A 21036-nucleotide genomic window follows, 5' to 3' on the forward strand; every position below is an offset into this window, starting at 1 on the left:
GGGGCCAGGGTTGCAAACAGGTGTCACAACTGACACCTGCAGGTCACAATGCAGGGTTGGCCTCGGCGCCCCGTTCCGGGGGCTCGCCACACCCCACTGACCTGACCTCGATGCGCTTGCTGTCCACCACCTCCTGGCTTCAATGGGGCACCAGCCTGGCCGCGGCCTGGGCGCGCTGGGCGCCGCCCGGCGGGTTGCTGCTGGCCTTGCTGGCCAGCGCGATGATGGCGGTCTACTCGGCCTACGGTGAACCCAAGCCGTACGCCGAATGGAGCCTGCTGGACATCGCCGGCGAGGGGGGCAGCTCGCTGATGGCGATGGTCTGGTGCCTGATGGTGCTCAGCTCGCGGCCGCGCGGCCGTGTCACCGCGCTGCTGGCCGGTGGCCTGGGCATGATCGCGCTGGGCAACCTGGCCGATTGCCTGGACGAGTTCTACCGCCTGCCACTCGAGATGTGGTGGGACAACGCGCTCGAAGGCGCGCTGGTGCTGGGCGGCATGCTGGTGCTGACGCTGGGCCTTGTCGGCTGGCGCACCGAGCAGCGTCTGCTGGGCGAGCACCTGCGCCAGCGCGAGCGGCTGTACCGCGACCACCGCGGCCTCGACCGCGTGACCCAGCTGGCCGATGCCGGCTACCTGCGCCAGCTGGTGCGCATCGAGCAGCGCGAGCACCCGGGCCAGCCCTGCGCGCTGCTGATGCTGGACGCGGACCAGCTCTCGGCCTGCCTGCGCGAACACGGGGCGGCCGAAAGAGGCCGGCTGCTGCAGGCCTTGACCCACCTGCTGCTGCTGAACCTGCGCGCCACCGACGTGCTGTGCCGCTTTGCCGGCGACCGGTTTGCCGTGCTGCTGCCGGCCACCGGCACCGACGTGGCGACGCGGCTGGCCGCACAGCTGCGCCAGGCGGTGACCAGCCTCAGCTTCCACACCCGTGACGGGCAATTGATCGCGGCACGCGAGCCATTGGTCGTGCTGGCCGAGATCGACGACCCCAGCGCCGACCCTGTCGACGCACTGGTGGCGGCGCTGAACCGACGCATCAACGAGCCGCGCAGCCCCGGCCGGCCTTGACGCTGGCCTTGAGGCTGGCACTGAGCGCCTCGGCCTGACGCCGATCAGCGGCTGGCGACCGCGCCCGCGTCTGCATGGCCCTCGCCTCTTGCTAGCCCGGCCCCGAGTGCGGCAATGCCGACGCCGGCAGGCCGAACACCTTGTCGAACACGAGGTTGAAGACGAAGGTGTAGCCGAGAAAGAACAGGATCAGCCCGAAGTCGTAGACCAGTGCTTCGCCCCACGAGATGCCGAGCACGGCCGCGAACATCGGCACCGTCATCACCACCAGCCCCAGTTCGAAACCCACCGCATGCACCGCGCGGCGGGTGAACGAGCGCCCCTTGCGCGACTGCCGCGCCTCCCAGCGCTCGTAGAGGGTGGTGTAGACCAGGTTCCAGGCCAGTGCGATGGCCGACGAGACGACGCCCGCCAACGTGGCATTGGCCGCGGCACTGCCCGAAAAACACGCCAGGCCCACGCTGGTGATGACGATGGCCAAGGCCTCGTACAGCGTGGCATAGAAGACTCTTCGGCGGACGGCTTGCATGGGGTGGCCCCTTCGGATCGAGGCCGGGCCGTCCCGGACGTTGGTTCCCGCGGCGCCGGCCGTGACGACAGCCGGGGCGGGGGAGGCCGTTCCTCCTGAAAGAACGGATCTTACGGAACGGCCCTGGTCCAGGAGGGTGCTGAGGTATTAGTCCTGGCGCCCCTAAAGGGTTTCAATCAGCGTACGGCGCGCCATTCGATGCATTGGCGACCGGCGATGTGGGTGTCAGAAGGAGCACTTTTCTGGTGTTGTCCTTTTTGCTCTGACCAATGGCTGCGATCTGACCCTTCTTATTGATCGATTTGGCTGACATCACCAACCAATCACCTTGATCTGACTCCGACAGCAAGAGGTTCAGATCGTATGCACTGACGCCATCAAATACATAGCCAGCGTAATTGGGAAAGCCGGTCACATAGGTCGATCCGACGACCCAGCCGTTGGCGTTGATGTCATATGCGGTGACTGAAAAAGCGCCTGGCGGCGACGGGACCGCAGTCATGACACCGTTCTCATAGAGGAAGGCCTCGGGCGTACCGCCAATCACTGTCGCCGAATTGCCAACCACCTGGCCCCGATTGTTGATGGCCAAGGCCTCCGAGAAGTCTCCTGTTCCAAGGACACCCAAATCCTGCATCTCCCCATGGCGCAGCAAGAATGCGTGTGTCTCGCCATGTCTGGTGCTTGCCGATCCGACGATGTGTCCGTGGTCGTTGATGGCAAATGCTTGGCTGTATGCACCACCAAGCGTAGGCAACTTCTTCATCACTCCTGCTGTCCAGCGATAGGCCCGAAAGTTTCCATCGACCGTCTCCGACATCCCGACGACCTGCCCCTGGCTGTTGATGCCGTTGGCATAGCTGACCAGGGAACATCCGCCGCAGTCGTCTTCCGCAAATGCTCCCAGGTCTACTGTTGCGGATCCATCAAACATGAATCCGTGCATGCTCTCCTTGGTAGGTGATAGACCAACGACCCACCCAGCGTCGTTCATTGCCCTTGCGTAGACCGGATTGTTGATCTGGTCGTTGGCTAGTGTCGGGATGGGCGTACAGATTCGATCAGAGCAGAGATGTGCGATCAGAACATTGCGGTCAGCGACCTCTGCGACTATCTGTCCCTTCTTGTTCAGATCGATCGGATACTGGTACGCCGAACCAAGCGGTGGCACAGAAACGGTATAGCGCGGTGGCTCAGCGAAGGAAGTAGACGCACTAAGGAGGAAGCAAGTGGCCGTTGTAGTGCGGGTGACCAGGGCGAAGATTGAACTCATGTGAGCGATTTCTGTGGCTGTGGGCTGTGACTCGTGCGCCGAAGGCTACGACGAGGCAGACGTTGCCGCCATCCCAAGACCGCCTTGACTGGACGTCAGGTGTCGCTCATCTGGTGAGCCAATGCTGGCGTGAAGCTTCGACCCGCCTGACCCCGTCAGCCTGCACTCTGGTTGCCGACGGGGGCCGCCACCTCCGGCGTCGTCACTGGCCCGCGGCCGCTGAAGCGGTCGAGTGCGAGGTAGATCACCGGCGTGATGTAGAGCGTGATCGCCTGCGAGAAGACCAGGCCGCCGACGACGGCCAGGCCGAGCGGCTGGCGCAGCTCGGCGCCGGCGCCGATGCCCAGCGCGATTGGCAGGGCGCCCATCAGCGCGGCCAGCGTGGTCATCATGATCGGGCGAAAGCGCAGCACGCAGGCTTCGCGGATGGCCTCGGCCGCGCTCGCGCCGTGGCTGCGCTGCGCGTCGAGCGCGAAGTCGATCATCATGATCGCGTTCTTCTTGACGATGCCGATCAAGAGCACGATGCCGATGGTGGCGATCAACGTCAGGTCCTGGCCGAACAGCATCAAGGTGCCGAGCGCGCCGACCGCCGCCGAGGGCAGGCCGGCCAGGATCGTCAGCGGGTGGATGAAGCTTTCGTACAGCACGCCCAGCAGCACGTAGATCACCAGCAGCGCCGCGATGATCAGCACCGCCTGGTTGCCTTGCGAGCTCTTGAACACCGCCGCGTCGCCGCCGTAGGTGGCCACGATGGTGGCCGGCATGTGGATCGCGTTGCGCGCCGCGTCGACCTTGGCGGTGGCGTCGCCCAGCGCCACGCCGGGCGCGAGGTTGAACGAAACGGTCACCGCCTGCAACTGGCCCACGTGGTTGACCGAGGTCGGCCCGACGGTGCGCTCGATGGTGGCGAAGCTGGACAAGGGCACCAGAGCACCGGTGGTCGAGCGCACATAGATGCCGTTCATCGCGCGCTCGTCCTGCTTGGCCTCGGGCGCCACCTCCATGATGACCTGGTAGCTGTCGGTCGGCAGGTAGATGGTCGACACCTGGCGCTCGCCGAAGGCGTTGTACAGCGCGGTGCGCACGGCGTCGATCGACACGCCCAGCGTGTTGGCGCGGTCGCGGTCGATCTTCAGCTCGGCTTGCAGGCCGCGCAGCTGGGCGTCGCTGTTCACGTCGCGGAAGTCGGGGTCGGCGCGCAGCTGTTCTTGTAGCTTGAGCGCCCAGTCGTTCAGCTGGTCGGCGCGCACGCTTTGCAGCACGTACTGGTAGCGCGCCTTGCTGATGCGGCCGCCCAGCCGCAGGTTCTGGATCGGCGTGGGGAATACATTCAGCCCGGCGACCTCGCGCAGGTCGTGGCGCAGGCCCTCCAGGATCTTCTTCATCGGCTCGCGTTGGCTGCGCGGCTTCAGGTTGATGAACATGCGGCCGGTGTTCTGCGCGCCGCCGCCGCCGCCGTTGAACGAGCTGACGGTTGCGACATTGGGGTTGGCGCGCACGATCGCAGCGGCACGCTCTTGCAGCCTGACCATCTCGGGGAACGAGGTGTCTTCAGCAGCCTCGGTGTTGATGAAAACCTGCCCGATGTCTTCTTCGGGGAAGAAGCCCTTGGGGATCACGACGAACAGCCATGCGGTGGCGATGAAGGTCAGCCCGGCCACGACCAGCACGGTCCGGCGATGGCTCAGCGCCAGGTCGAGCGTGCGGCTGTAAGCACCGAGCATCGTGTTGAAGCCACGCTCGAACGCCCGCACCAGCGCTCCGGGGCGCTTCTTGTGCTCTTCGTCGGTCAGGAAGCGGCTGGCCAGCATCGGCACCAGCGTGAGCGACACGAACGCCGAGACGACGATGGCCAGGCCGACAATGACCGCGAACTCGTGGAACAGCAGGCCGATAACGCCCGGCATGAAGAAGATCGGGATGAACACCGCGACCAGCGAGGTCGAGATCGAGATGATCGTGAAGCCCACTTCGCGCGAGCCGCGCAGCGCCGCCTGGAACGGGCGCTCGCCGTGCTCGACGTGGCGCACGATGTTCTCGAGCATCACGATCGCGTCGTCGACCACCAGGCCCACGGCCAGCGTCAGCCCCAGCAGCGAGATGTTGTCGAGGCTGTAGTTCAGGCCCCAGAGCAGCGCCACGGCGCCGACCAGCGACACCGGCAGCGACAGCGTCGGGATGGCGGTGGCGACGAAGCGGCGCAGGAACAGGAAGATCACCATCACCACCAGCGCGATCGTGCCCAGCAGGGTCAGCGTCACGTCGTGCAGCGCGTCGCGGATCGAGACCGAGCGGTCGTTGACCGGGGTGATGGTCACCGATTGCGGCAGCTCTTTCGTCAGCTCGGGCAGCGCGGCGCGCACCGCGTCGACCACCTGCACCGTGTTGGCGCCCGGCTGGCGGTAGACCCCGACCGAAATCGACGGCGCGCCGTTCAACGTGGCCCAGGTCTTGAGCGATTCGATGCTGTCTTCGACCGTGGCCACGTCGCGCAGCCGCACGCTGTTGCCGGCGCGCGTGGCGACGATCAGCTCGGCGAACTCGGCGGCGTTGCGCAGCTGCCGGTTGGCCTGCAGCGTCAGCGTCTGGCGTGGGCCTTCGAGCGTGCCGACGGGCGTGTTGACGTTGGCCGCGCGCAGCGCCGCGCTGAGCTCGTCGAGCCCGATGTTGCGGGCCGACAGCGCCTCGGGGTTGACGCGCACGCGCACCGCGAAACGCTTGGCGCCGAAGATGTTGACCTGCGCGACGCCGTCGATGGTCGACAGTGCCGGCGCGATCAGGTGCTCGGCAAAGTCCTGCAGCTCGGTGGGCGCGAGCGAGGGCGAGGTGAGGGCGATGAACAGCACCGGCGCATCGGCCGGGTTGACCTTGCGGTACGACGGCGGCGAGGTCATGTCCTGCGGCAGGCCGCGCTGGGCCCGCAGCAGCGCAGCCTGCACGTCGACCGAGGCCGCGTCGATGTCGCGGCCCTCTTCGAACTCGAGCGTGAGTGAGGTGTTGCCCAGCGTGCTCGACGAGCTGATGGTCTTCAACCCCGGGATGGTCTGGAACTGCTTTTCGAGCGGCAGCGCCACCGAGGTGGCCATGGTCTCGGGGCTGGCGCCGGGCAGCGAGGCGCCCACGTTGATGACCGGCGTGTCGTAGCTGGGCAGCGCCGCGATCGGGATGCTGCGGTAGGCGATCACGCCGGCCAGCACGATGGCTGCATTGAGCAGCACCGTCATCACCGGGCGGCGGATGAACAGTTCGGACAGGTTCATGGTGCCGATGCCTTCTTGCCGGCCGACGAGGCGGCGCCAGCGGGCCGTGCGGCGCCGTCGCCGGACCGCTCGACCACCGCCGCGCCGGGGCGCAGGTTCTGCCGGCCGTCGAGCACGATCTTGTCGCCCGCCTGCACGCCGGTGACCGCGGCGTTTTCGCCCTCGGCATGCACCAGCTGCACCGGCCTGGCCTGGGCCTTGCCGTCTTGCACCACGTAGACGATGTCGCCGCGCGCGCTCTGGATGATCGCGGCCTGCGGCACGACCACCGCGCCCTTCAGCGTGCGGGCGGTCATCGCGACATTGACGAACGCCCCCGGCCACAGCTTGCCGCCCGGGTTGTCGAACACCGCCTTGACCTTGACCGTGCCTGACGCCGGGTCGACCAGGTTGTCGACGAATTTCAACCGGCCTTCGAGCTTGCTGGCGCCTTCGGGCAGGGTGGCACTGACCGGCGCACCGCCGCCGGGCAACGCGGCCAGCGCGTCGGCCAGGTGGCGCTGCGGCAGGCTGAAGGCCACGGCGATCGGGTCGAGCTGGGTGATGGTGACCAGCGTGGTGGTGTTGGCCTGCACCGCGCTGCCGGGGTAGACGTTGATCGTGCCCGCGCGCCCGGCGCTGGGCGCGGTGACGCGCGCATAGCCCAGCGCCACGCGGGCGGCGGCGAGCGCGGCGCGGTCCGACGCGACCAGCGCGGTTTGCGCGTCGACCGTGGCCTGGTTCGCATCGACCGCGCCTTGCGAGATGAAGTTCTGCGCCAGCAGCTCGCGGCTGCGGGTGAGCTGGCGCTGGGCATCGGCCAGCGCAGCCTGGTCGCGGGCGACCTGAGCCTGGGCCTGGGCAACCTTGGCCTCGTCGGTGCGCGAGTCGAGCGTGAACAGCAGCTCGCCGGCCTTGACGAACTGGCCCTCGCGGATGTGCACCTTCGACACCACGCTGGTCAGCTGCGGCCGCATGTCCACACTGGACAGCGGCGCCACGGTGCCGGTGGCCGTGAGCTCGACGGCCAGGTCGCGCTGCACGGCCGTCACGGTCGTCACGCCCACCGGCGGCGCCGAGGCGGCGTTGGCCGGGCCCGAGGCAGCCGGCGCCGCGCCGTCAGCGCCAGTGCCCTTGTTGCAGGCAGACAGCGTGGCGGCCACGGCAGAGATCAGAAAGAGAGCGCGGCAGATCGAGGCGAACCTGGTCATGGATGATCGGTCGGTGTCGTTGTTGTCAGAAGAATTCAAGGCGTGGCGAAGACTTGCCGCAGCACGGCGAGCCCGGCGCTCAAGGTGCGCAGTTCGTCGGCGCTGCGGCTGGCCAGCACCTGGGCCAGCTCGGCCCGCGCGCCCAGGCGGATCTGCGCGAGTTGGTCGGCGCCGGCGGCGGTGAGGTGGAGCTGCGATCGGCGCCGGTCGTCGGCGGCGGTGCGGGGCTCGACGGCGCCGGCGCGCACCAGGCGGTCGACCATGGCCGAGGCCGTGGGCAGCGCCACCCCCAGGAAAGCGGCGACTGCGCTGACCGACGCGCCCGGCTGCTGGGCGATGAAGTTGAGGCAGCGAAACTGCGGCACCGAGAGCTGGTCGCCCACGTGGTGGCGCATCGCGTTGCGCAGTGCGTCCATCACCGCCGGGATCACTTCTAACACTTCAGAAGCGCTGTCACCCACCGAGGCTGTAGAGGCGGGGGTGGGGCGGTGTCGGGGCATTGCTTAGCTGGGCTAACCAATCAGCGAGCGTACCACCGAGACGTGACGCAACGTAACCTGAAGGGGCGGATTTACGCCAGCGAAACCTTCGCGCCGCGCACCGGCGGCGCGTGGCCCTCAGGCCGCCACGCCAACGCGGTTGCGGCCTTCGCGCTTGGCGGCCAGCAGCAGGTCGTCGGCGGCTTTGAGCAGCGCGTCGGGCGAAGCGGGGGCGATCGCGGTGTCGGCCACGCCGGCCGAAAAGCTCAGGCCCTGCAGCGCGCTGCCGCCGAGGTCGAAGGCTTGGGCACGCCAGCGCCGCAACAGCGCCTGCACCTTGCGGCGGGCGCTGGCCGCGTCGGTGCGCGGCATCAGCAGGCAGAACTCTTCGCCGCCGTAGCGGCAGGCCACGTCGCTGCGGCGGCATTGCGCGGCCAGCAGCTCGCCGAAGGCCGCGAGCAGCCGGTCGCCCGCGGCGTGGCCGTGCCGGTCGTTGACGAGCTTAAAGTGGTCGAGGTCGATGATCGCCAGCGCCATCGTCTGCGATTCGCGCCCGGCCAGCGCGAACAGCGTGGGCAGTGCGTCGTTCAGGTGGCGGCGGTTGAACAGGCCGGTCAACGGGTCGTGCGTGGCCTGCTGCACCAGTGCCTGCTGCAAGGCCTCGACCTCGTCGATCTTGCGCTGCAGCGCGCCATTGGCCTCGGCCAGCTCGGCGCGGGCGCGTTCGAGGCTGCGGCGGTGGGCGTCGTTCTCGTCCAGCCGGTGCTGCAGGCGCAGCAGCTCGGTCTGCAGCGCGGCGGCCTGGTAGCGCGCCAGCGAGGCCATCTGAGTTTGCAGCCGGTACAGGCGCTGGCACTGCCGCAACGCGGCCAGCGACTCGGCCGCGCGGCCGCAGGCCTCGTAGGCTTCGCTCAAGACCGCGAAATACTGGGCCCGCATGCGCACGCTCAGGCCGCCGGTCGCGTCGTTGGCGGCCACGCCCTGGGCCGGCAGCAGCGAGGACACGGCGTCGGCCGGGTGGCCCTCGGCCAGGGCCAGCAAGGCGGTGGCGGTGGCGCGCTCGAGCCGCTCGTCGGGCAGCAGCGCGTCGCCCAGCGCCCACGACCGGTCGACCAGCTGGGCGCCGAGTGCGAGGTCGCCCGCGCGGATGGCGGCGATGGCCAGCGTCTCGAAGTGGGCCGCCATGCGGCCGCGGCCGCTGGCATCGGCCGGCAGGGCCAGCAGCGCCTGGATGTCGGGCATCGCGTCGGCGGCGCGGCCGAGTTCGGTCAGGCCGATCACGCGGTTGATCCACAACACGCTTTGCAGCCGGGCGTTCTTGAGCGCGCCGCCGCGGGCCAGGCCCTGGGCGACGTGCATTAGCGCGTGTTCGTAGTCGCCGATCTGCAGCAGCTCGTGCGAGAGGTTGCAGTGCAGCACGGTGTCGAAGCCGCGCCCGCTGCGCGGGCCGGCGTGGCGCAGCGCCTCGAACATGTAGGCAAAGGCCTGCGCCGAATCGCCCTGGGCCGAGTAGCAGCCGGCGACCGCGTTGAGCAGCACGCCCAGTTGCTCGTGCTTGAGCACGTGCACGCCGCGGTCGCGCAGCGGCAGCGCCATCGCCAGCGCCTCTTGCACGCGACCCTGGCGCCACAGCGAGCGCGCCATGCCGGCACCGGCGATCAGGTGGCCGGGGCGGTCGCCGGCCTGGTCGAAGCAGGCCTGGGCGCGGCCCAGCTCGTCGGCCGCCTCGAGCGCCGTGGCGTAGTACAGCAGGTGAAAGCCCAGCGCCAGCCGGCCCCAGCCCTCGGCCGCGGTGTCGGATGCGCGCTGGGCGCTGTCGACAGCGCGCTCGGCCAGCGCACGGGCCAGCACCGAATCGACGTGCAGCGCGTTCCACGCGCGGCGGGCCAGGCGCATCGCGGGCGTGGGGGGCGGGCGCTTGGTCGCCATCAGGAACGGCGGCACTCAGGACACCGCGTAACTGCCGGCCCGTTGGCCGTCGCGGTGCCACCACAATCCACCGTTGGCGATCGCCAGCGTTTGCATTCTTCCCTCCGATGCGAATTGGGGTGAGATGGTAGCTGCCGGCAACGTGATAATCCGCTCCACCCTTCCACTTGCTCCGACATGCTCGAGACGCCCGAGGACCGCCCTCGCACGCAAGACCTGCCACCGGCAGACGAGCTCAATGCCTTGCCGGCCGGCACGCCTTTTGGCGCGTTGGAGATCCTGCGCACGGTGGGGGTGGGTGGCTTCGGCATCGTCTACCTGGCGCAAGACCACGCCTTGCAGCGCCTGGTGGCGGTGAAGGAATACATGCCCGGCCAACTGGCCCAGCGCGGCACTGGCTCGCAGGTGTCGCTGCGCTCCAGCTCGCACCAGGACACCTTCGAGGTCGGCCGCCGCTCGTTCGTCAACGAGGCCCGGCTGCTGGCCCGTTTCGACCACCGCTCGCTGCTGAAGGTCTACCAGTTCTGGGAGGCCAACGGCACCGCCTACATGGCGATGCCGTTTTTGCAGGGCAAGACGCTGAAGCAGGTGCGCCAGGCGATGAGCGGGCCGCCGAACGACGCCTTCTTGCTGAAGGTGCTGCTGCCCTTGCTGGACGGGCTGCGCCTGCTGCACGGCGAGTCGGTCTACCACCGCGACATCGCGCCCGACAACATCCTGCTGCCCGATGGCGGCGGCGACCCGATCCTGCTCGATTTCGGTGCGGCGCGGCACGCCATCGGCGACCGCACGCAGATGTTCACCGCGATCCTGAAGCCCAGCTTCGCACCGATCGAGCAATACGGCGAGGCCGCCGGCCTGCGCCAGGGGCCGTGGACCGACCTGTTCGCGCTCGGCGCGGTGGCGCACTACCTCGTTCTCGGCCGGCCGCCGCCGGCGGCGACCACGCGCGCGGTCAGCGACGGCTACCAGCCGCTGGCCGGCATGGCGCTGCCGGGCTTGTCGACCACGGTGCTGGCCGCGATCGACTGGGCGCTGCGCGTGCGGCCACAAGACCGGCCGCAGACGGTGGACGAGATGCGCGCGGCGCTGCTGGGCGAGATCAGCCCGCCGGCCGGGCAGGCCTCGCCGCCGGCCGCCGATCCCGAGCGCGCCGACCCACCGCCGGACCCGGCATCGTTCGACGCCACCGTGCCGCTCAGCCGCGCGCTGGCGGCGATGGCGCTGGCGAAGTCGATCCCCAAGACAGTGCCGGTCGGGCGGGGCGATCGCGCGGCGGCCAAAGCGCGCAGCGCCAAGCGCGCGCCGGGCGAAGCCAAGCCTTCGGGTGCCAAGCCCCGCGGGCCGCACTGGGTGGGCCCGGCGATGCTATGGGGCGGCGCCGTGGTGCTGGCGGTGGCAGCCGCGGGGTGGTGGTGGACCTCCCGGTCCGACGACACACCATCGACAGCCGCGGCCGACGAGCCTGCGGCAACGACACCGGCAACGACCACGGCGACGGTGCCTGCGACGGCTGCGGTTTCTGACACCGCGGCGCCTGCCGACCTGCCCGTCGTGCGGTTGAGCCCCCCGCCGGGCACGGGCAACACCCGGGCCGACAAGCCTGCGCTGCGCGACACGTCGGCGCCCAAGCCGGCACCGGTGCGTGATTTGTCGATCCCCGCGGCCGACGAGCCGCGGCCGATTCCGGTCACCCGGTTGCCGCAGGCCAACGACAACACGCCCACCTCTGTGGCGACCGGCACGCCGGGCACCGCCGACCCGCGCGCCGCGTGCGGCAAGAAGGTCTTTCTGGCGATGGCGCTGTGCATCGACCGCCTCTGCCGCGACCCGGCCTACGGCAACAGCCGCGAGTGCCTGAAGTTGCGCGACCTGCGCGACCAGCGCGACCAGCAACGCCACTGAGAGCCTGAGAGGCTTTCAGTCATGCCCACGCAGCAGGGGCGGCGCGCCGCCCCTGCGCGAGGCTCACGAGCCGACCTTGGCCAGGTTGTCGCCCGAGTTGCGGTCGATGCGCTTGTTGTACGGGTCGACCCCGACGAACGCGGGCGGCTGGTCCACCACCACCGTGATCGCCTGCTTGCCGGTGTGGATGCGCTGGCGAGCGAACGACAGCACGGATGCCGCGCTGTAGCCGGGCCGCCCGGGCTCGGCGCTGAACACGCCGATGTCGAACGGCTCGTCCAGCGGCGCTTCGGTCTCCTTGCCTTTGCCGTCGGCGTAGAGCTTCTTGGCTTCGACCTCGAACGTGACCTCGTACTTGCCGTCGGGCCGCTGGGTGCTCTTGGCGTTCGTGGCCTTCGCGTCCACCAGCGTGATCTTCTCGAACAGGTCGGTGATCAGCTGGTCGTGCTCGGGGCCGGCCTCGGCGCGCAGCAGGCGCAGGAAGTCGGTCGTGTTGGGGAAGGGCGCGCTCTTGAACGCGTACTGTTGCAGCATCTTGGACATGGCGCGGTTGACGGTGTCTTCGCCGACCACTTCTTTCAGCCAGTACAGCGCCAGCGAACCCTTCTGGTAGTGGATGTAGGGCTGGTTCTCCACCCGCGCCAGCGGCTGCTCTTCGACCACCTCGCCGCCGCGGCGGCGCAGGTAGCGGTCGAGCTCGTACTTCAGGAACTTGCGCATCTGCTCTTTGCCGTAGGTCTTCTCCATCACCAGCAGCGCCGAGTACTGCGCAAAGCTCTCCACCAGCATCGTCGCGCCCTGCTGGTTGCTCGGCACCAGCTGGTGGCCCCACCACTGGTGGCCGATCTCGTGCGCCGTCACGTAGGTGGCCACGTCGATGGCGTTCTCGTCGCCGAGCTTGGTCAGGAAACCCAGGTTCTCGGAGTAGGGGATGGTGTTGGCAAAGCTCTGCGCAAAGTCGGCATAGCTCGGGAACTCGAGGATGCGCGCCTGGTGGAACTGGTAGGGCGAGAACTTCTCGTTGAACAGTGCCAGCGAGGTCTTCATCGCGCCCAGCATGCGGTCGACGTTGTATTCGTGGCCCGGGTGGTAGTAAACGGCGAGGTCGACATCACCGGCCTTGTCGCGCTTGACCGCGTAGCGCGCCGACTGCACCGAGAAGAAGTGGTTGATCGGCGCGTCGGTCTTGAAGTGCGCCGTGCGGCGGCCGTTGGTGGTGGTGTCGGACACGGTGTAGCCCGGGGCGATCGGTGTCTGGTCGGCGTCGGTCGTCACGGTGATGTCGGCATCGACCCAGTCGCCGGCCACCATGAAGATGCTGCGCGAGCGGCCCGATTCGTCTTCGAGCGTCGGCGGGCGCAGGTCCGCCGGCAGGCCGTATTTGCGGCGCTTGGCTCGGTCGGTCAGCAGGCCTTCGCGTGACATGCCGATGTTGGGCGCGATCTCGCTGTTGTTGACGAAGCTGCCGTTTTCCACCAGCCGGGTCAGCGGCGCGCTGTTCGGGAAGCCCTTCTCCTGCAGCGTGGTGGTGAAGGTCATGTGGCGCACCTCGCCCGGCTGCATGGCCGGTTGCAGGCGGTAGATGCGGTAGGGGTATTGCTCGTACGCCTTCTCGAGCGTGGCACCGTCGATCGACAGCTGGTCGATCCGGGCCAGCTCGTGCCAGGCCACGTGCACCTGGTCGATCGGCTGGTGGCTGCGGTTCTCGAGCTTGAAGCGGCCGTTGGTGACGGCGCGTGCTTCGCGCGGGTAAAGCTGCACATCGAGCGTCACGGCGGTCACGTGCGGCATCTGCAGCTTCTCGAACGGCAGCAGTTCTTTCTCGGCGTTCGCCAGCCATTGGTCGTGGTCCGGCGCCGTCTGGTATTTGTTGAGGATGTTGGTGTTGTAGAAGATGAAGGCCCCGGCACCGGCCCACACCGCCAGGCCCATGCCGCCGGCCAGCAGCGCGCCGCCACGCAGGCGCCGCGGCAGGGCGGCCAGGCGAGGGCGCAGTGCGGTGGTGGTGCCACGGCGCCACAGCGCATAGGCCAGCACCGCCAGCATGGTGGCGAAACCGCTCCAGTAGACCTGGAACCAGGCCGCGCCGACCCAGAACCGGCCCATGCCGTTCATGTCCGACAAAGGCACCGGCGAGGTGCCGCTGTAGTTGTACAGGTTGTGTTCGAAGCCGGCCGAGGCCATGGCGATCGACGCCACCACGTACACCAGCATCACGCCCCAGCCGATGAACTTTTGCGGCACCAGCACCTGCACGAAGACCGACAGCACGGCCAGCTGCAGCGCGGTGATCACCGTGGGCAAGACCCACCACAGCGCGTAAGAGGCCAACTCGAACTGCGTGTGGCCCTTGACGAGCTGCACGGCCATGCCGGCACCGGCCGCCACCACCGACGTGGCGGTGAGCACCAGGGCGATCGCCAGCACCTTGGGCAGCAGGTGGGCCCAGTCCGGTGCGGCGGTGGCGTCGATGATCTCGTGCACGCGGCGTTCGCGGTCGCGCCAGACGAGTTCACCGGCGTAGTAGATCGCGATGATCATCTGGATGAAGGCAAAGGCATCTTGCAGGGCCCGCACCATCAGCCGCGTCACCGGGTGGGCATCGGTGCCGTACCAGTCGAACGAGAACCAGAGCGAAAAGCCCGCGTTGATGACGCCGATGCCCAGCAGCACGAAGAAAGCCGGGCTGCGAAAGACGAAGGCCATGTCGAAGCGCGCCAGCGCCAGCAGCTGGGCGAAGCGGGTGGCGGCATGGGCCTGCGGGCCGGGCAGGTCACCGACGCGGGCGGCGGGGGCCGATGCCGCCTCGCGCTCGGCCGGCTTGGCTGCGACATTGCCGGCACGCGTTTCGAAACGGAAGATGCGCCACGCCAGCGCAAACAGCACGCCCGCCACGCCGACCCACAGCAGGCGGTTGGCGAGAAACAGGCCTGTCAGCGGCGGCAGCATCGTGTTGCGGTCCGAGGCTGTCCAGTACTTGGTGGTGATGGACAGCGCCGAGAGGCCGAACGGGTCGGTCAGCGCCGAGATCGTGTCCTGCTGCAGCTCGCGCAGCCAGATGCGCGAGACCGAAAAGCCCACCAGCAGCGCCACGGCGCAGACGTAAGTCCACATCATCGAGCGCGTGGCCGTGGCCAGCGCGAAGAAGGCGGCGCCGATGATCAGCAGCGAGGGCAGGCCGATCACGAAGAGGGCGTAGAGGTAGTGCGTGGGAACGAAGGGGCCGACCTTCTCGGCGTCCAGCCAGGGCATGAACGAGCCGATGGCGATGGCCAGCGGCACCGAGGCCAGCACCAGCAGGGCCGCGGCCACCGCGCCGCTGAAGCGCCCGCCAAGGTAGGCGCCTTTGCGCAGCCGGGTGCTGCGCAGGATCGGCGCAAAGCCGGTCTCGTCATCGCGGATCACCGGGCCGGCCACCATGGCGACGACCACGAAGACCGCCATCACGGTCATGATGGCCATCGTCTGCACGATGGCGAACGGCGAGTTGATGTTGACGTTGCCGCGGCTGCCGATTTGGATCGTGTCGACCGTGGTGGCACCGAAGGCGAAGAGAAAGAACAGCAGGCAACCGACCCAGAACACGGGGCTCTTGACCTGGTAGCGCCATTCGAATCTGGCGATGTGGGCAAACATGATCAGGCGGCCTTTCTCTGCTCGGCAGCCGCCGAGGCTTCGGCATGGCGATGGCGGGTCAGCGTCGAGAAATAGACGTCTTCGAGACCGGCGTCGACCGGCGAGAAGCCCACGCCGGGCGAGGCCTCGGCCAGCACGCGGATGACCGTGCGGCCGCCGCGCAGCCGGGTGGCGATCACGTCGTGGGCCTGGCGCGCCGCGTCGAGCTCGTGCTTGTCGATGCTGGCCTGCCAGATGCGGCCCTGGATCGCGGCGATCAGGTCGGCCGGCGTGCCCGTCTGCACGATGCGCCCGCCCACCAGGATGGCCATGCGCGGGCACAGGTCGGTCACGTCGTCGACGATGTGGGTCGACAGGATCACCGCCACGCTCTCGCCGATCTCGGACAGCAGGTTGTTGAACCGGTTGCGCTCTTCCGGGTCCAGCCCGGCGGTGGGCTCATCGACGATGATCAGCCGCGGGTTGCCGATCAGCGCCTGCGCGATGCCGAAGCGCTGGCGCATGCCGCCCGAGAAGCCGGCGATCGCCTTCTTGCGCACGTCCCACAGGTTGACCTGGCGCAGCAGCGCGTCGACGGTGTCGCGCCGCTCGCCGCGGCCGGCCACGCCCTTGAGCACCGCCAGGTGTTCGAGCATGTCGTTGGCCGACACGCGGGGGTAGACGCCAAAGTCCTGCGGCAGGTAGCCCAGCGTGGCGCGCAGGGCTTCGGGCTGCTTCAACACGTCGATCTCGCCGAATCGGATGCGCCCCGAAGTCGGCACCTGCAAGGTGGCCAGGCAACGCATCAGCGACGACTTGCCGGCGCCGTTGGGCCCCAGCAGGCCGAACATGCCGGCCGGGATGTCCAGCGACACCGCGTCGAGCGCGCGGGTGCCGTTGGGGTAGACGTGGGTCAGGTCTCGGATCTGCAGCATGGTTGTCTCGCTTTCATGGCCCGCCGGCGGCCAACGGGCCGCGAACGGCGTGGACTGTATGAGTGGACTAACACAGGTTGCAGCGCGAAACGACAGACTGCGGGCGGGCGGTGACAGGCTGCAGTTGGTCGGCATGAACGGAGCGGTGCCGGCCACCGGGCCGCTGCCGCGATCGCTGGACGGGGTTGGGCGCAGAGGGCGGCCGGTCAGCGCACGGCCGCGGAACGCCAATCCACCGCCTCGACACACCGGTGATCTCTCACCACGCGCTGCCGGCGAAGGTCAACGCCGACGCCTCCCAGTAGCTCAGCCCGGTCGAGCGGCCGGCGGCAACGGCATCTGCATCGGTCCGTTGGGCACCCGCAGCCAGGGCCATGCACCCCAACAGCGCGACGACGCAGGCACTACGGCAGGCAATGCTGCGGCTGCTACTGCGGGCAGCGCAGCACGGCGCCCTGCAGCGTGCAGGTGCCGCGCGGCCCGATCAGGTTCGGCCCTGACTTTTCGAGCCGCGAACCGTCGCTGGCCCAGCAGCCGGTCGCATCGCAGCCGACCACCGTCAGCAGTGGGTCGGTGCGTGTGGGCACCACAGGCGACGTGGGCGCTGGTGCTGGTGCCACGGGCTGGCCGGTGACTGGCAGCCGCGTGGGCGCCACAGGCGACACGGTGACCGGCGCTTGCAGTGTGCGTTGCGATGGCGGCGGGCCGCTGCTGCCGGGGCCCAGGCAGATGCGCGCGGCCCGCTCGCGCATCGCAAGCAAGGCCTCGGGCGATGGCCCGGCTGGCGCCGATGCCGGTGGCTTGACGCTCTTTGCAGCCAACGCGGCCGACTCTTGCGCCTGCACCGTTTCCAGCGCCTGGCGGCAAGCAGGCGACTGGGTGGTGTCGGGCCGCGTCGTGGGGGCCGGGGCCTGGGCGTGGCTCACGCCGCAGGGCCCGGCCAGTGCCCAGCCCAACAACATGAGGGCGCGGCGAATGCGGATGCGGGGTGGGGCGGTCATGGCGAGCCGTGGATGTGGAGCTTGGCCCCCTGCGCGGCAATCGGCATGCCATGCGCCCAGAAACGACAAAGCCGCCAGGCGGGGCACCTGGCGGCTTTGTGCGAGAAGAAGGTGACGAGCCTTGCCCCGGCACTGGTCACAACAGTTAGGGCTGCTTGGTTCCCCACCTGACCCGGTTGGCTGCGCTTCCATGCGAGGAGGCCCGTCACCCGCGATTGTAAGCGACCGGCCGCGCCCCTTCGGGCCGCGAAGGCTTCAGTCGACCGCGAGCCAGATCAAGCCGGTGGCCACGCTGAGCGCGCCGACCGGCACGCCCCAGCGCTCCAGCCGCGACACGGCCTCGCCGGCCACCACCTCGACCGGCACGGGGGTGTCTTCGAGCACGCGGTGGGTGACCGAGTCTTCGAGCATCCGGGTGATCGAGTTCTTGCGCGCGGTGCCCATCACGATGTGGTGGGCGCGCAGGTGCTTGGCGGTCTGGCAGATCGCGTGGGCGCGGTCGCCGACCATCCAGTGCGTCTGGTAGGGCACGCCGGCCCGGTCGAGCAGGGCCTTCGCGTCGGTCATCGCGGCCTCGGCCTGCGCGTGGTGCCAGGCGCTGCGGTCGTGCCGGCTCAGGTAGCGCGCCACGTGGCGCGACAGCGTGGGCTGCACGTTCAGCAGGTGCAGCTCCAGTTCATGGTCGCGCTGGTATTCGGCCATCGCATGGCGCACCGCACGCAGCGCATTGGCCGAGTTGTCGATCGGCACGAGGACTTTGAGCAGCATGGTGTCTCCTGGGGGCTCGTGGTGGCGGGGTGGGCGGGATTCGGGCGGCGTGCTGGCGCCGAGCGGGCGCTGCGGGGCCAGTTCGGCCAGGCGCGCATGGATGCGCGATTCGAGCTGGCGGTGGTTCTTGGCGAAGCCGGCCCACAGCACGGCCGGGATGGCCAGCCAGGCCGCGGCAAACACTGCCGGGTTGTCGGCCAGCCACGGCTTGACCAGCGGCTCGCCGGTGATCATCTTGACGGCCGTCCAGACCAGCACGCCGGCGCCCAGGTAGACGATCGCCGGGAACCTGTCGACCACCTTCAGCACCAGCGTGCTGCCCCAGACGACGATCGGCACGCTGATCAGCAGCCCGGTGACCACCAGCAGGTAGCTGCCGTGCGCGGCGCCGGCCACGCCCAGCACGTTGTCCAGCCCCATCACGGCGTCGGCGATCACGATCGTGCGCATCGCGCCCCAGAAGGTGGTGGCCGCCGGGCCGTGCTCGGCGCTGTCTTTTTCTTCCGGCACCAGCAGGCGGTAGGCGATCCAGACCAGCAGCGTGCCGCCCAGCGCCATCAGGCCCGGGATCTGCAGCAGCCAGACGACCAGCACGGTCATCAGGCTGCGCACGCCGATGGCGCCGACGGCGCCCCAGACGATCGCGCGCTTTTGCAGGTGGGCGGGCAGGGCGCGTGCGGCCAGCGCGATGACGATCGCGTTGTCGCCGGCCAGCACGATGTCGATCACCACGATCGCCAGCAACGCAGACAAGAACTGGGTGGCGTCCATGCACCGATGCTGCAAGCGCAAGGCGCCCGGTTGATCGCGATTCGCGATGCATTGCGATTCGCAATCGATGCCGGCCAGCGGCTTGGGGCCTGGCGGCCCGGGCGCTGGCGTGCTACAACTTGGCCGTGCCGCGCTGAAAGGCGCGGCGTGCCGCAAAGCGGGAGTAGTTCCACACCCGGCCTGCCGGGCGTGACGTCTCGTCGTCAATACGGGCCCTTGTTTCGGCAAGCCGCCCCGGCGAGCGAGAGTCGACCGAATCCAAAGGTCGGCTCGAACCAGACCTTTGCCTTCCGACCGTTGGACCGAGGAATGGCAAATGGACTCTTCGCAAGGCCGCGCGGCGATGGCCTCCCGCCGCTACATCCGCCACGGCATGCTGCCGCAGCTGGCCGCCTTCGAGGCGGTGGTCCGGCTGGGCAGCGCCACCCGCGCCGCCGAGGCGCTGTGCATGGCGCAGCCCACCTTGTCGGGCCATTTGCGCAAGCTCAGCGAGGCCCTGGGCGTGCGGCTTTTCGAGCTGCAGGGCAAGCGGCTGGTGCCGACCGACGCGGCCCGCGTGCTGCTGGCCAGCACGCACGATGCCTTCGCCGCCTTCGAGCGCTGCGAGCAGGTGCTGGCGGGCATGCGCGGGCCGCAGCCCGGGCGCAGGCCGACGCAGGGGCGCCCCGGCACGACCTGTTTGAATTTCGTTACGAGCCCGGCGCCGAGCGAGGCTATGCTGCCGGCGGCGCAATATGCGCACCCCCTGGAGCCTAACGAATGAAGTTCACACACACCCTGGCCGCCGCGGCCATGCTTGCCGCCGTTTCACTGCCTTCGTTGGCCACGCAGCCGCACATGGAGCAGGCCCTGGCCCATCTGGAACAGGCCCGTGCCGAGCTGCAGCAAGCCAGCGCCGACAAGGGCGGCAACCGCGCCGACGCGATCCGCGCGGTCGAGAAGGCGATCAACGAGGTTCGCCGCGGCATCGAATACGACCGCACGCACCAGAAGCCGGGCGAGCAGTTCCGCCGCTGATCGGCCAAGGCACCCACAAGCGGGCGGCTGGCAAGCCGCCCGTGTGCATTTCAGCGCAGCTGCAGGTCGTCGTCGCCGAAGCGGATGTTCAGCGGCTCGATCAGCAGCTGCTTCTCACCGGCCTCGACGCGGCCGGCAACCAGCGCGTCGATGCCCTGCGCCTTGGCGATCGCCACCGTGCGCTCGGCGTCTTCGGCCGCGACGAACAGTGCGAAGCCGGCGCCCATGTTGAGCGTCGAGTAGGCCTCGCGGTCGTCCTGCTGCGCATGCTGCTGGATGAACTTCAGCACCGGCGGCACGGCCGGCAGCGCGTTGATGCGGTAGGTCAGCGTGCTCGGGTGGCGCAGCAGCTTGCGCCAGCCGTGGCCGGTGATGTTGGCGCAGTAGTGCATCGAGATGCCGGCCTTGGCCAGCGCCTCGGTGACCGGGCTGTACAGCGCGGTGGGCGCGAGCAGCGCGTCGCCGTAGGTCAGGCCAGGCGCCACTTCGGTCAGGTAGCCGTTGGGCAGCCGCTCGACCAGCTTGCGCGCCAGGCTCAGGCCGTTGGCGTGGATGCCGCTGGAGGCCAGCAGCACGATCGCATCGCCCGGCGCCAGCGCGTCGCCCACGCTCAGGCGGGTCTTCGGGTTGATGATGCCGGTGCACGACGCGGCCAAGTCGATGCGGCCGCCTTCGACGATGCCGGCCAGTGCCGGCGTCTCGCCGCCGCCCCATGCCACCTGGCAAACATCGCAGGCTTTCTTCCAGCCTTCGACCAGGGCCTGCGCGCGTTGCGCGTCGCCGAACCAGTCGCTACCGCCGGCGGCCCAGTAGGCCTGCACGACCAGCGGCGTCGCGCCGACGGTGATCAGGTCGTTCACAGCCATCGCGATGGTGTCCTGCGCGATGCCGGCGTAGTAGCTGTTGCCGGTCAGCGCCTTCATCTCGTCGGCCACCAGGGCCTTGGAGCCCAGGCACTCGACGATGCTGGCCAGGTAGAACGGGCCCACGTCGACCACATAGGCCGATTCGCCACGCGAAGCCTTGATCTCGGAGAAGCCGTGCCCGGCCAGGTGGCCGGCGGTGGCTGCGGCGGCGCGCTGCGCAGCGACCTTCAGCGGGTCGATCAGGTCGTAGTTGACGCCCGCCTGCTCATAGCTCAGCGTGCCCGGGTTGGAGGGGGTGGAACTCATGGGCGCGGATTATCCGCCAGCTGGGGGTGCCCGGCCGCTTCGCAGGGCCCGTGGGCCGGCCGCGCGAATCCCCCCGATCGCCTCCGTGGGTGCGGTGCGCCCCTCGTAGAATGGCCCGC

The 21036-nt window shown here is 69.1% G+C and carries 15 protein-coding genes, 1 other RNA gene and 1 pseudogene; 4 read left to right on the top strand and 13 right to left on the bottom strand.

The features are described from left to right. Window positions 1–110 precede the first annotated feature (110 nt). Window positions 111–1070: a GGDEF domain-containing protein gene (locus tag ACE3SG_RS12410; RefSeq protein ID WP_374565351.1), complete on the top strand. Its 960-nt coding sequence runs from the start codon at window positions 111–113 to the stop codon at window positions 1068–1070. A gap of 91 nt (window positions 1071–1161) precedes the next feature. Here ACE3SG_RS12410 and ACE3SG_RS12415 read toward each other — a convergent pair whose 3' ends face one another. From ACE3SG_RS12415 to ACE3SG_RS12440, 6 genes are all read right to left on the bottom strand, one after another. After that, window positions 1162–1599 (bottom strand): PACE efflux transporter, encoded by a 438-nt coding sequence (locus tag ACE3SG_RS12415; protein ID WP_374565353.1) that lies wholly within the window; start codon window positions 1597–1599, stop codon window positions 1162–1164. A gap of 172 nt (window positions 1600–1771) precedes the next feature. Continuing rightward, a complete protein-coding gene (locus ACE3SG_RS12420) occupies window positions 1772–2872 on the bottom strand; it encodes a DUF3466 family protein (protein ID WP_374565355.1) in 1101 nt (366 codons plus the stop codon). 155 nt (window positions 2873–3027) lie between these two features. After that, the gene (locus ACE3SG_RS12425; RefSeq protein ID WP_374565357.1) at window positions 3028–6135 is read right to left on the bottom strand and encodes an efflux RND transporter permease subunit; all 3108 of its coding nucleotides are present in this window, start codon (window positions 6133–6135) and stop codon (window positions 3028–3030) included. Beyond that, complete coding sequence (locus tag ACE3SG_RS12430; protein WP_374565359.1) at window positions 6132–7325, bottom strand: efflux RND transporter periplasmic adaptor subunit; 1194 nt, start codon at window positions 7323–7325, stop codon at window positions 6132–6134. The genes ACE3SG_RS12425 and ACE3SG_RS12430 overlap by 4 nt, the downstream gene beginning before the upstream one ends. 35 nt (window positions 7326–7360) lie before the next feature. Next, entirely contained in the window at window positions 7361–7765 is a 405-nt protein-coding gene (locus tag ACE3SG_RS12435; RefSeq protein ID WP_374565361.1) for a MarR family winged helix-turn-helix transcriptional regulator, read from the bottom strand. A gap of 177 nt (window positions 7766–7942) precedes the next feature. After that, on the bottom strand, window positions 7943–9733 hold the full coding sequence (locus tag ACE3SG_RS12440; RefSeq protein WP_374565362.1) for a diguanylate cyclase: 1791 nt from the start codon (window positions 9731–9733) through the stop codon (window positions 7943–7945). A 177-nt stretch (window positions 9734–9910) separates the two neighbouring features. On the opposite strand from ACE3SG_RS12440, the gene ACE3SG_RS12445 reads away from it, so the two are divergent. Further along, window positions 9911–11638, top strand: coding sequence for a serine/threonine protein kinase (locus ACE3SG_RS12445; protein ID WP_374565363.1), 1728 nt, complete (start codon window positions 9911–9913; stop codon window positions 11636–11638). Window positions 11639–11701: 63 nt separating this feature from the next. On the opposite strand, the gene ACE3SG_RS12450 is transcribed toward ACE3SG_RS12445, so the two are convergent. The 6 genes and pseudogenes from ACE3SG_RS12450 to ACE3SG_RS12475 form a co-directional block, all read right to left on the bottom strand. Further along, window positions 11702–15274: a M1 family aminopeptidase gene (locus ACE3SG_RS12450; protein ID WP_374565364.1), complete on the bottom strand. Its 3573-nt coding sequence runs from the start codon at window positions 15272–15274 to the stop codon at window positions 11702–11704. A 2-nt stretch (window positions 15275–15276) separates the two neighbouring features. Further along, entirely contained in the window at window positions 15277–16188 is a 912-nt protein-coding gene (locus ACE3SG_RS12455; protein WP_374565365.1) for an ABC transporter ATP-binding protein, read from the bottom strand. A gap of 428 nt (window positions 16189–16616) precedes the next feature. Further along, window positions 16617–17189, bottom strand: a complete 573-nt coding sequence (locus tag ACE3SG_RS12460) for a hypothetical protein (protein WP_374565366.1) — start codon at window positions 17187–17189, stop codon at window positions 16617–16619. 110 nt (window positions 17190–17299) lie between these two features. Further along, an RNA gene (gene ffs, locus ACE3SG_RS12465) (signal recognition particle sRNA small type) lies at window positions 17300–17396 on the bottom strand. Between the two features lie 48 nt (window positions 17397–17444). Next, on the bottom strand, window positions 17445–17957 hold the full coding sequence (locus tag ACE3SG_RS12470; RefSeq protein ID WP_374565581.1) for a universal stress protein: 513 nt from the start codon (window positions 17955–17957) through the stop codon (window positions 17445–17447). Window positions 17958–18071: 114 nt separating this feature from the next. Then, a pseudogene (locus tag ACE3SG_RS12475) lies at window positions 18072–18728 on the bottom strand (TerC family protein); the annotation flags it as partial. Window positions 18729–19044: 316 nt separating this feature from the next. Between ACE3SG_RS12475 and ACE3SG_RS12480 the strand changes: the two are divergent. Beyond that, complete coding sequence (locus ACE3SG_RS12480) at window positions 19045–19491, top strand: LysR family transcriptional regulator (protein ID WP_374565367.1); 447 nt, start codon at window positions 19045–19047, stop codon at window positions 19489–19491. After that, a complete protein-coding gene (locus ACE3SG_RS12485; RefSeq protein ID WP_374565368.1) occupies window positions 19488–19745 on the top strand; it encodes a hypothetical protein in 258 nt (85 codons plus the stop codon). Before ACE3SG_RS12480 ends, ACE3SG_RS12485 begins: the two co-directional genes overlap by 4 nt. A gap of 50 nt (window positions 19746–19795) precedes the next feature. Here the strand turns inward: ACE3SG_RS12485 and ACE3SG_RS12490 are convergent, their stop codons facing one another. After that, window positions 19796–20917 (bottom strand): AIR synthase-related protein, encoded by a 1122-nt coding sequence (locus ACE3SG_RS12490; protein WP_374565369.1) that lies wholly within the window; start codon window positions 20915–20917, stop codon window positions 19796–19798. Window positions 20918–21036 lie beyond the last annotated feature (119 nt).

Origin of the sequence: Ideonella sp., from assembly GCF_041914305.1 — a bacterium.
Taxonomy (GTDB): Bacteria; Pseudomonadota; Gammaproteobacteria; order Burkholderiales; family Burkholderiaceae_C; genus Ideonella.

Excerpts from the sequence above, each read along its gene's own strand:
- ACE3SG_RS12410 (WP_374565351.1), top strand. The coding sequence starts at position 111 with ATGCGCTTGCTGTCCACCACCTCCTGGCTTCAATGGGGCACCAGCCTG.
- ACE3SG_RS12415 (WP_374565353.1), bottom strand. The coding sequence starts at position 1,599 with ATGCAAGCCGTCCGCCGAAGAGTCTTCTATGCCACGCTGTACGAGGCC.
- ACE3SG_RS12420 (WP_374565355.1), bottom strand. The coding sequence starts at position 2,872 with ATGAGTTCAATCTTCGCCCTGGTCACCCGCACTACAACGGCCACTTGC.
- ACE3SG_RS12425 (WP_374565357.1), bottom strand. The coding sequence starts at position 6,135 with ATGAACCTGTCCGAACTGTTCATCCGCCGCCCGGTGATGACGGTGCTG.
- ACE3SG_RS12430 (WP_374565359.1), bottom strand. The coding sequence starts at position 7,325 with ATGACCAGGTTCGCCTCGATCTGCCGCGCTCTCTTTCTGATCTCTGCC.
- ACE3SG_RS12440 (WP_374565362.1), bottom strand. The coding sequence starts at position 9,733 with ATGGCGACCAAGCGCCCGCCCCCCACGCCCGCGATGCGCCTGGCCCGC.
- ACE3SG_RS12445 (WP_374565363.1), top strand. The coding sequence starts at position 9,911 with ATGCTCGAGACGCCCGAGGACCGCCCTCGCACGCAAGACCTGCCACCG.
- ACE3SG_RS12450 (WP_374565364.1), bottom strand. The coding sequence starts at position 15,274 with ATGTTTGCCCACATCGCCAGATTCGAATGGCGCTACCAGGTCAAGAGC.
- ACE3SG_RS12455 (WP_374565365.1), bottom strand. The coding sequence starts at position 16,188 with ATGCTGCAGATCCGAGACCTGACCCACGTCTACCCCAACGGCACCCGC.
- ACE3SG_RS12460 (WP_374565366.1), bottom strand. The coding sequence starts at position 17,189 with ATGACCGCCCCACCCCGCATCCGCATTCGCCGCGCCCTCATGTTGTTG.
- ACE3SG_RS12470 (WP_374565581.1), bottom strand. The coding sequence starts at position 17,957 with ATGCTGCTCAAAGTCCTCGTGCCGATCGACAACTCGGCCAATGCGCTG.
- ACE3SG_RS12480 (WP_374565367.1), top strand. The coding sequence starts at position 19,045 with ATGGACTCTTCGCAAGGCCGCGCGGCGATGGCCTCCCGCCGCTACATC.
- ACE3SG_RS12485 (WP_374565368.1), top strand. The coding sequence starts at position 19,488 with ATGAAGTTCACACACACCCTGGCCGCCGCGGCCATGCTTGCCGCCGTT.
- ACE3SG_RS12490 (WP_374565369.1), bottom strand. The coding sequence starts at position 20,917 with ATGAGTTCCACCCCCTCCAACCCGGGCACGCTGAGCTATGAGCAGGCG.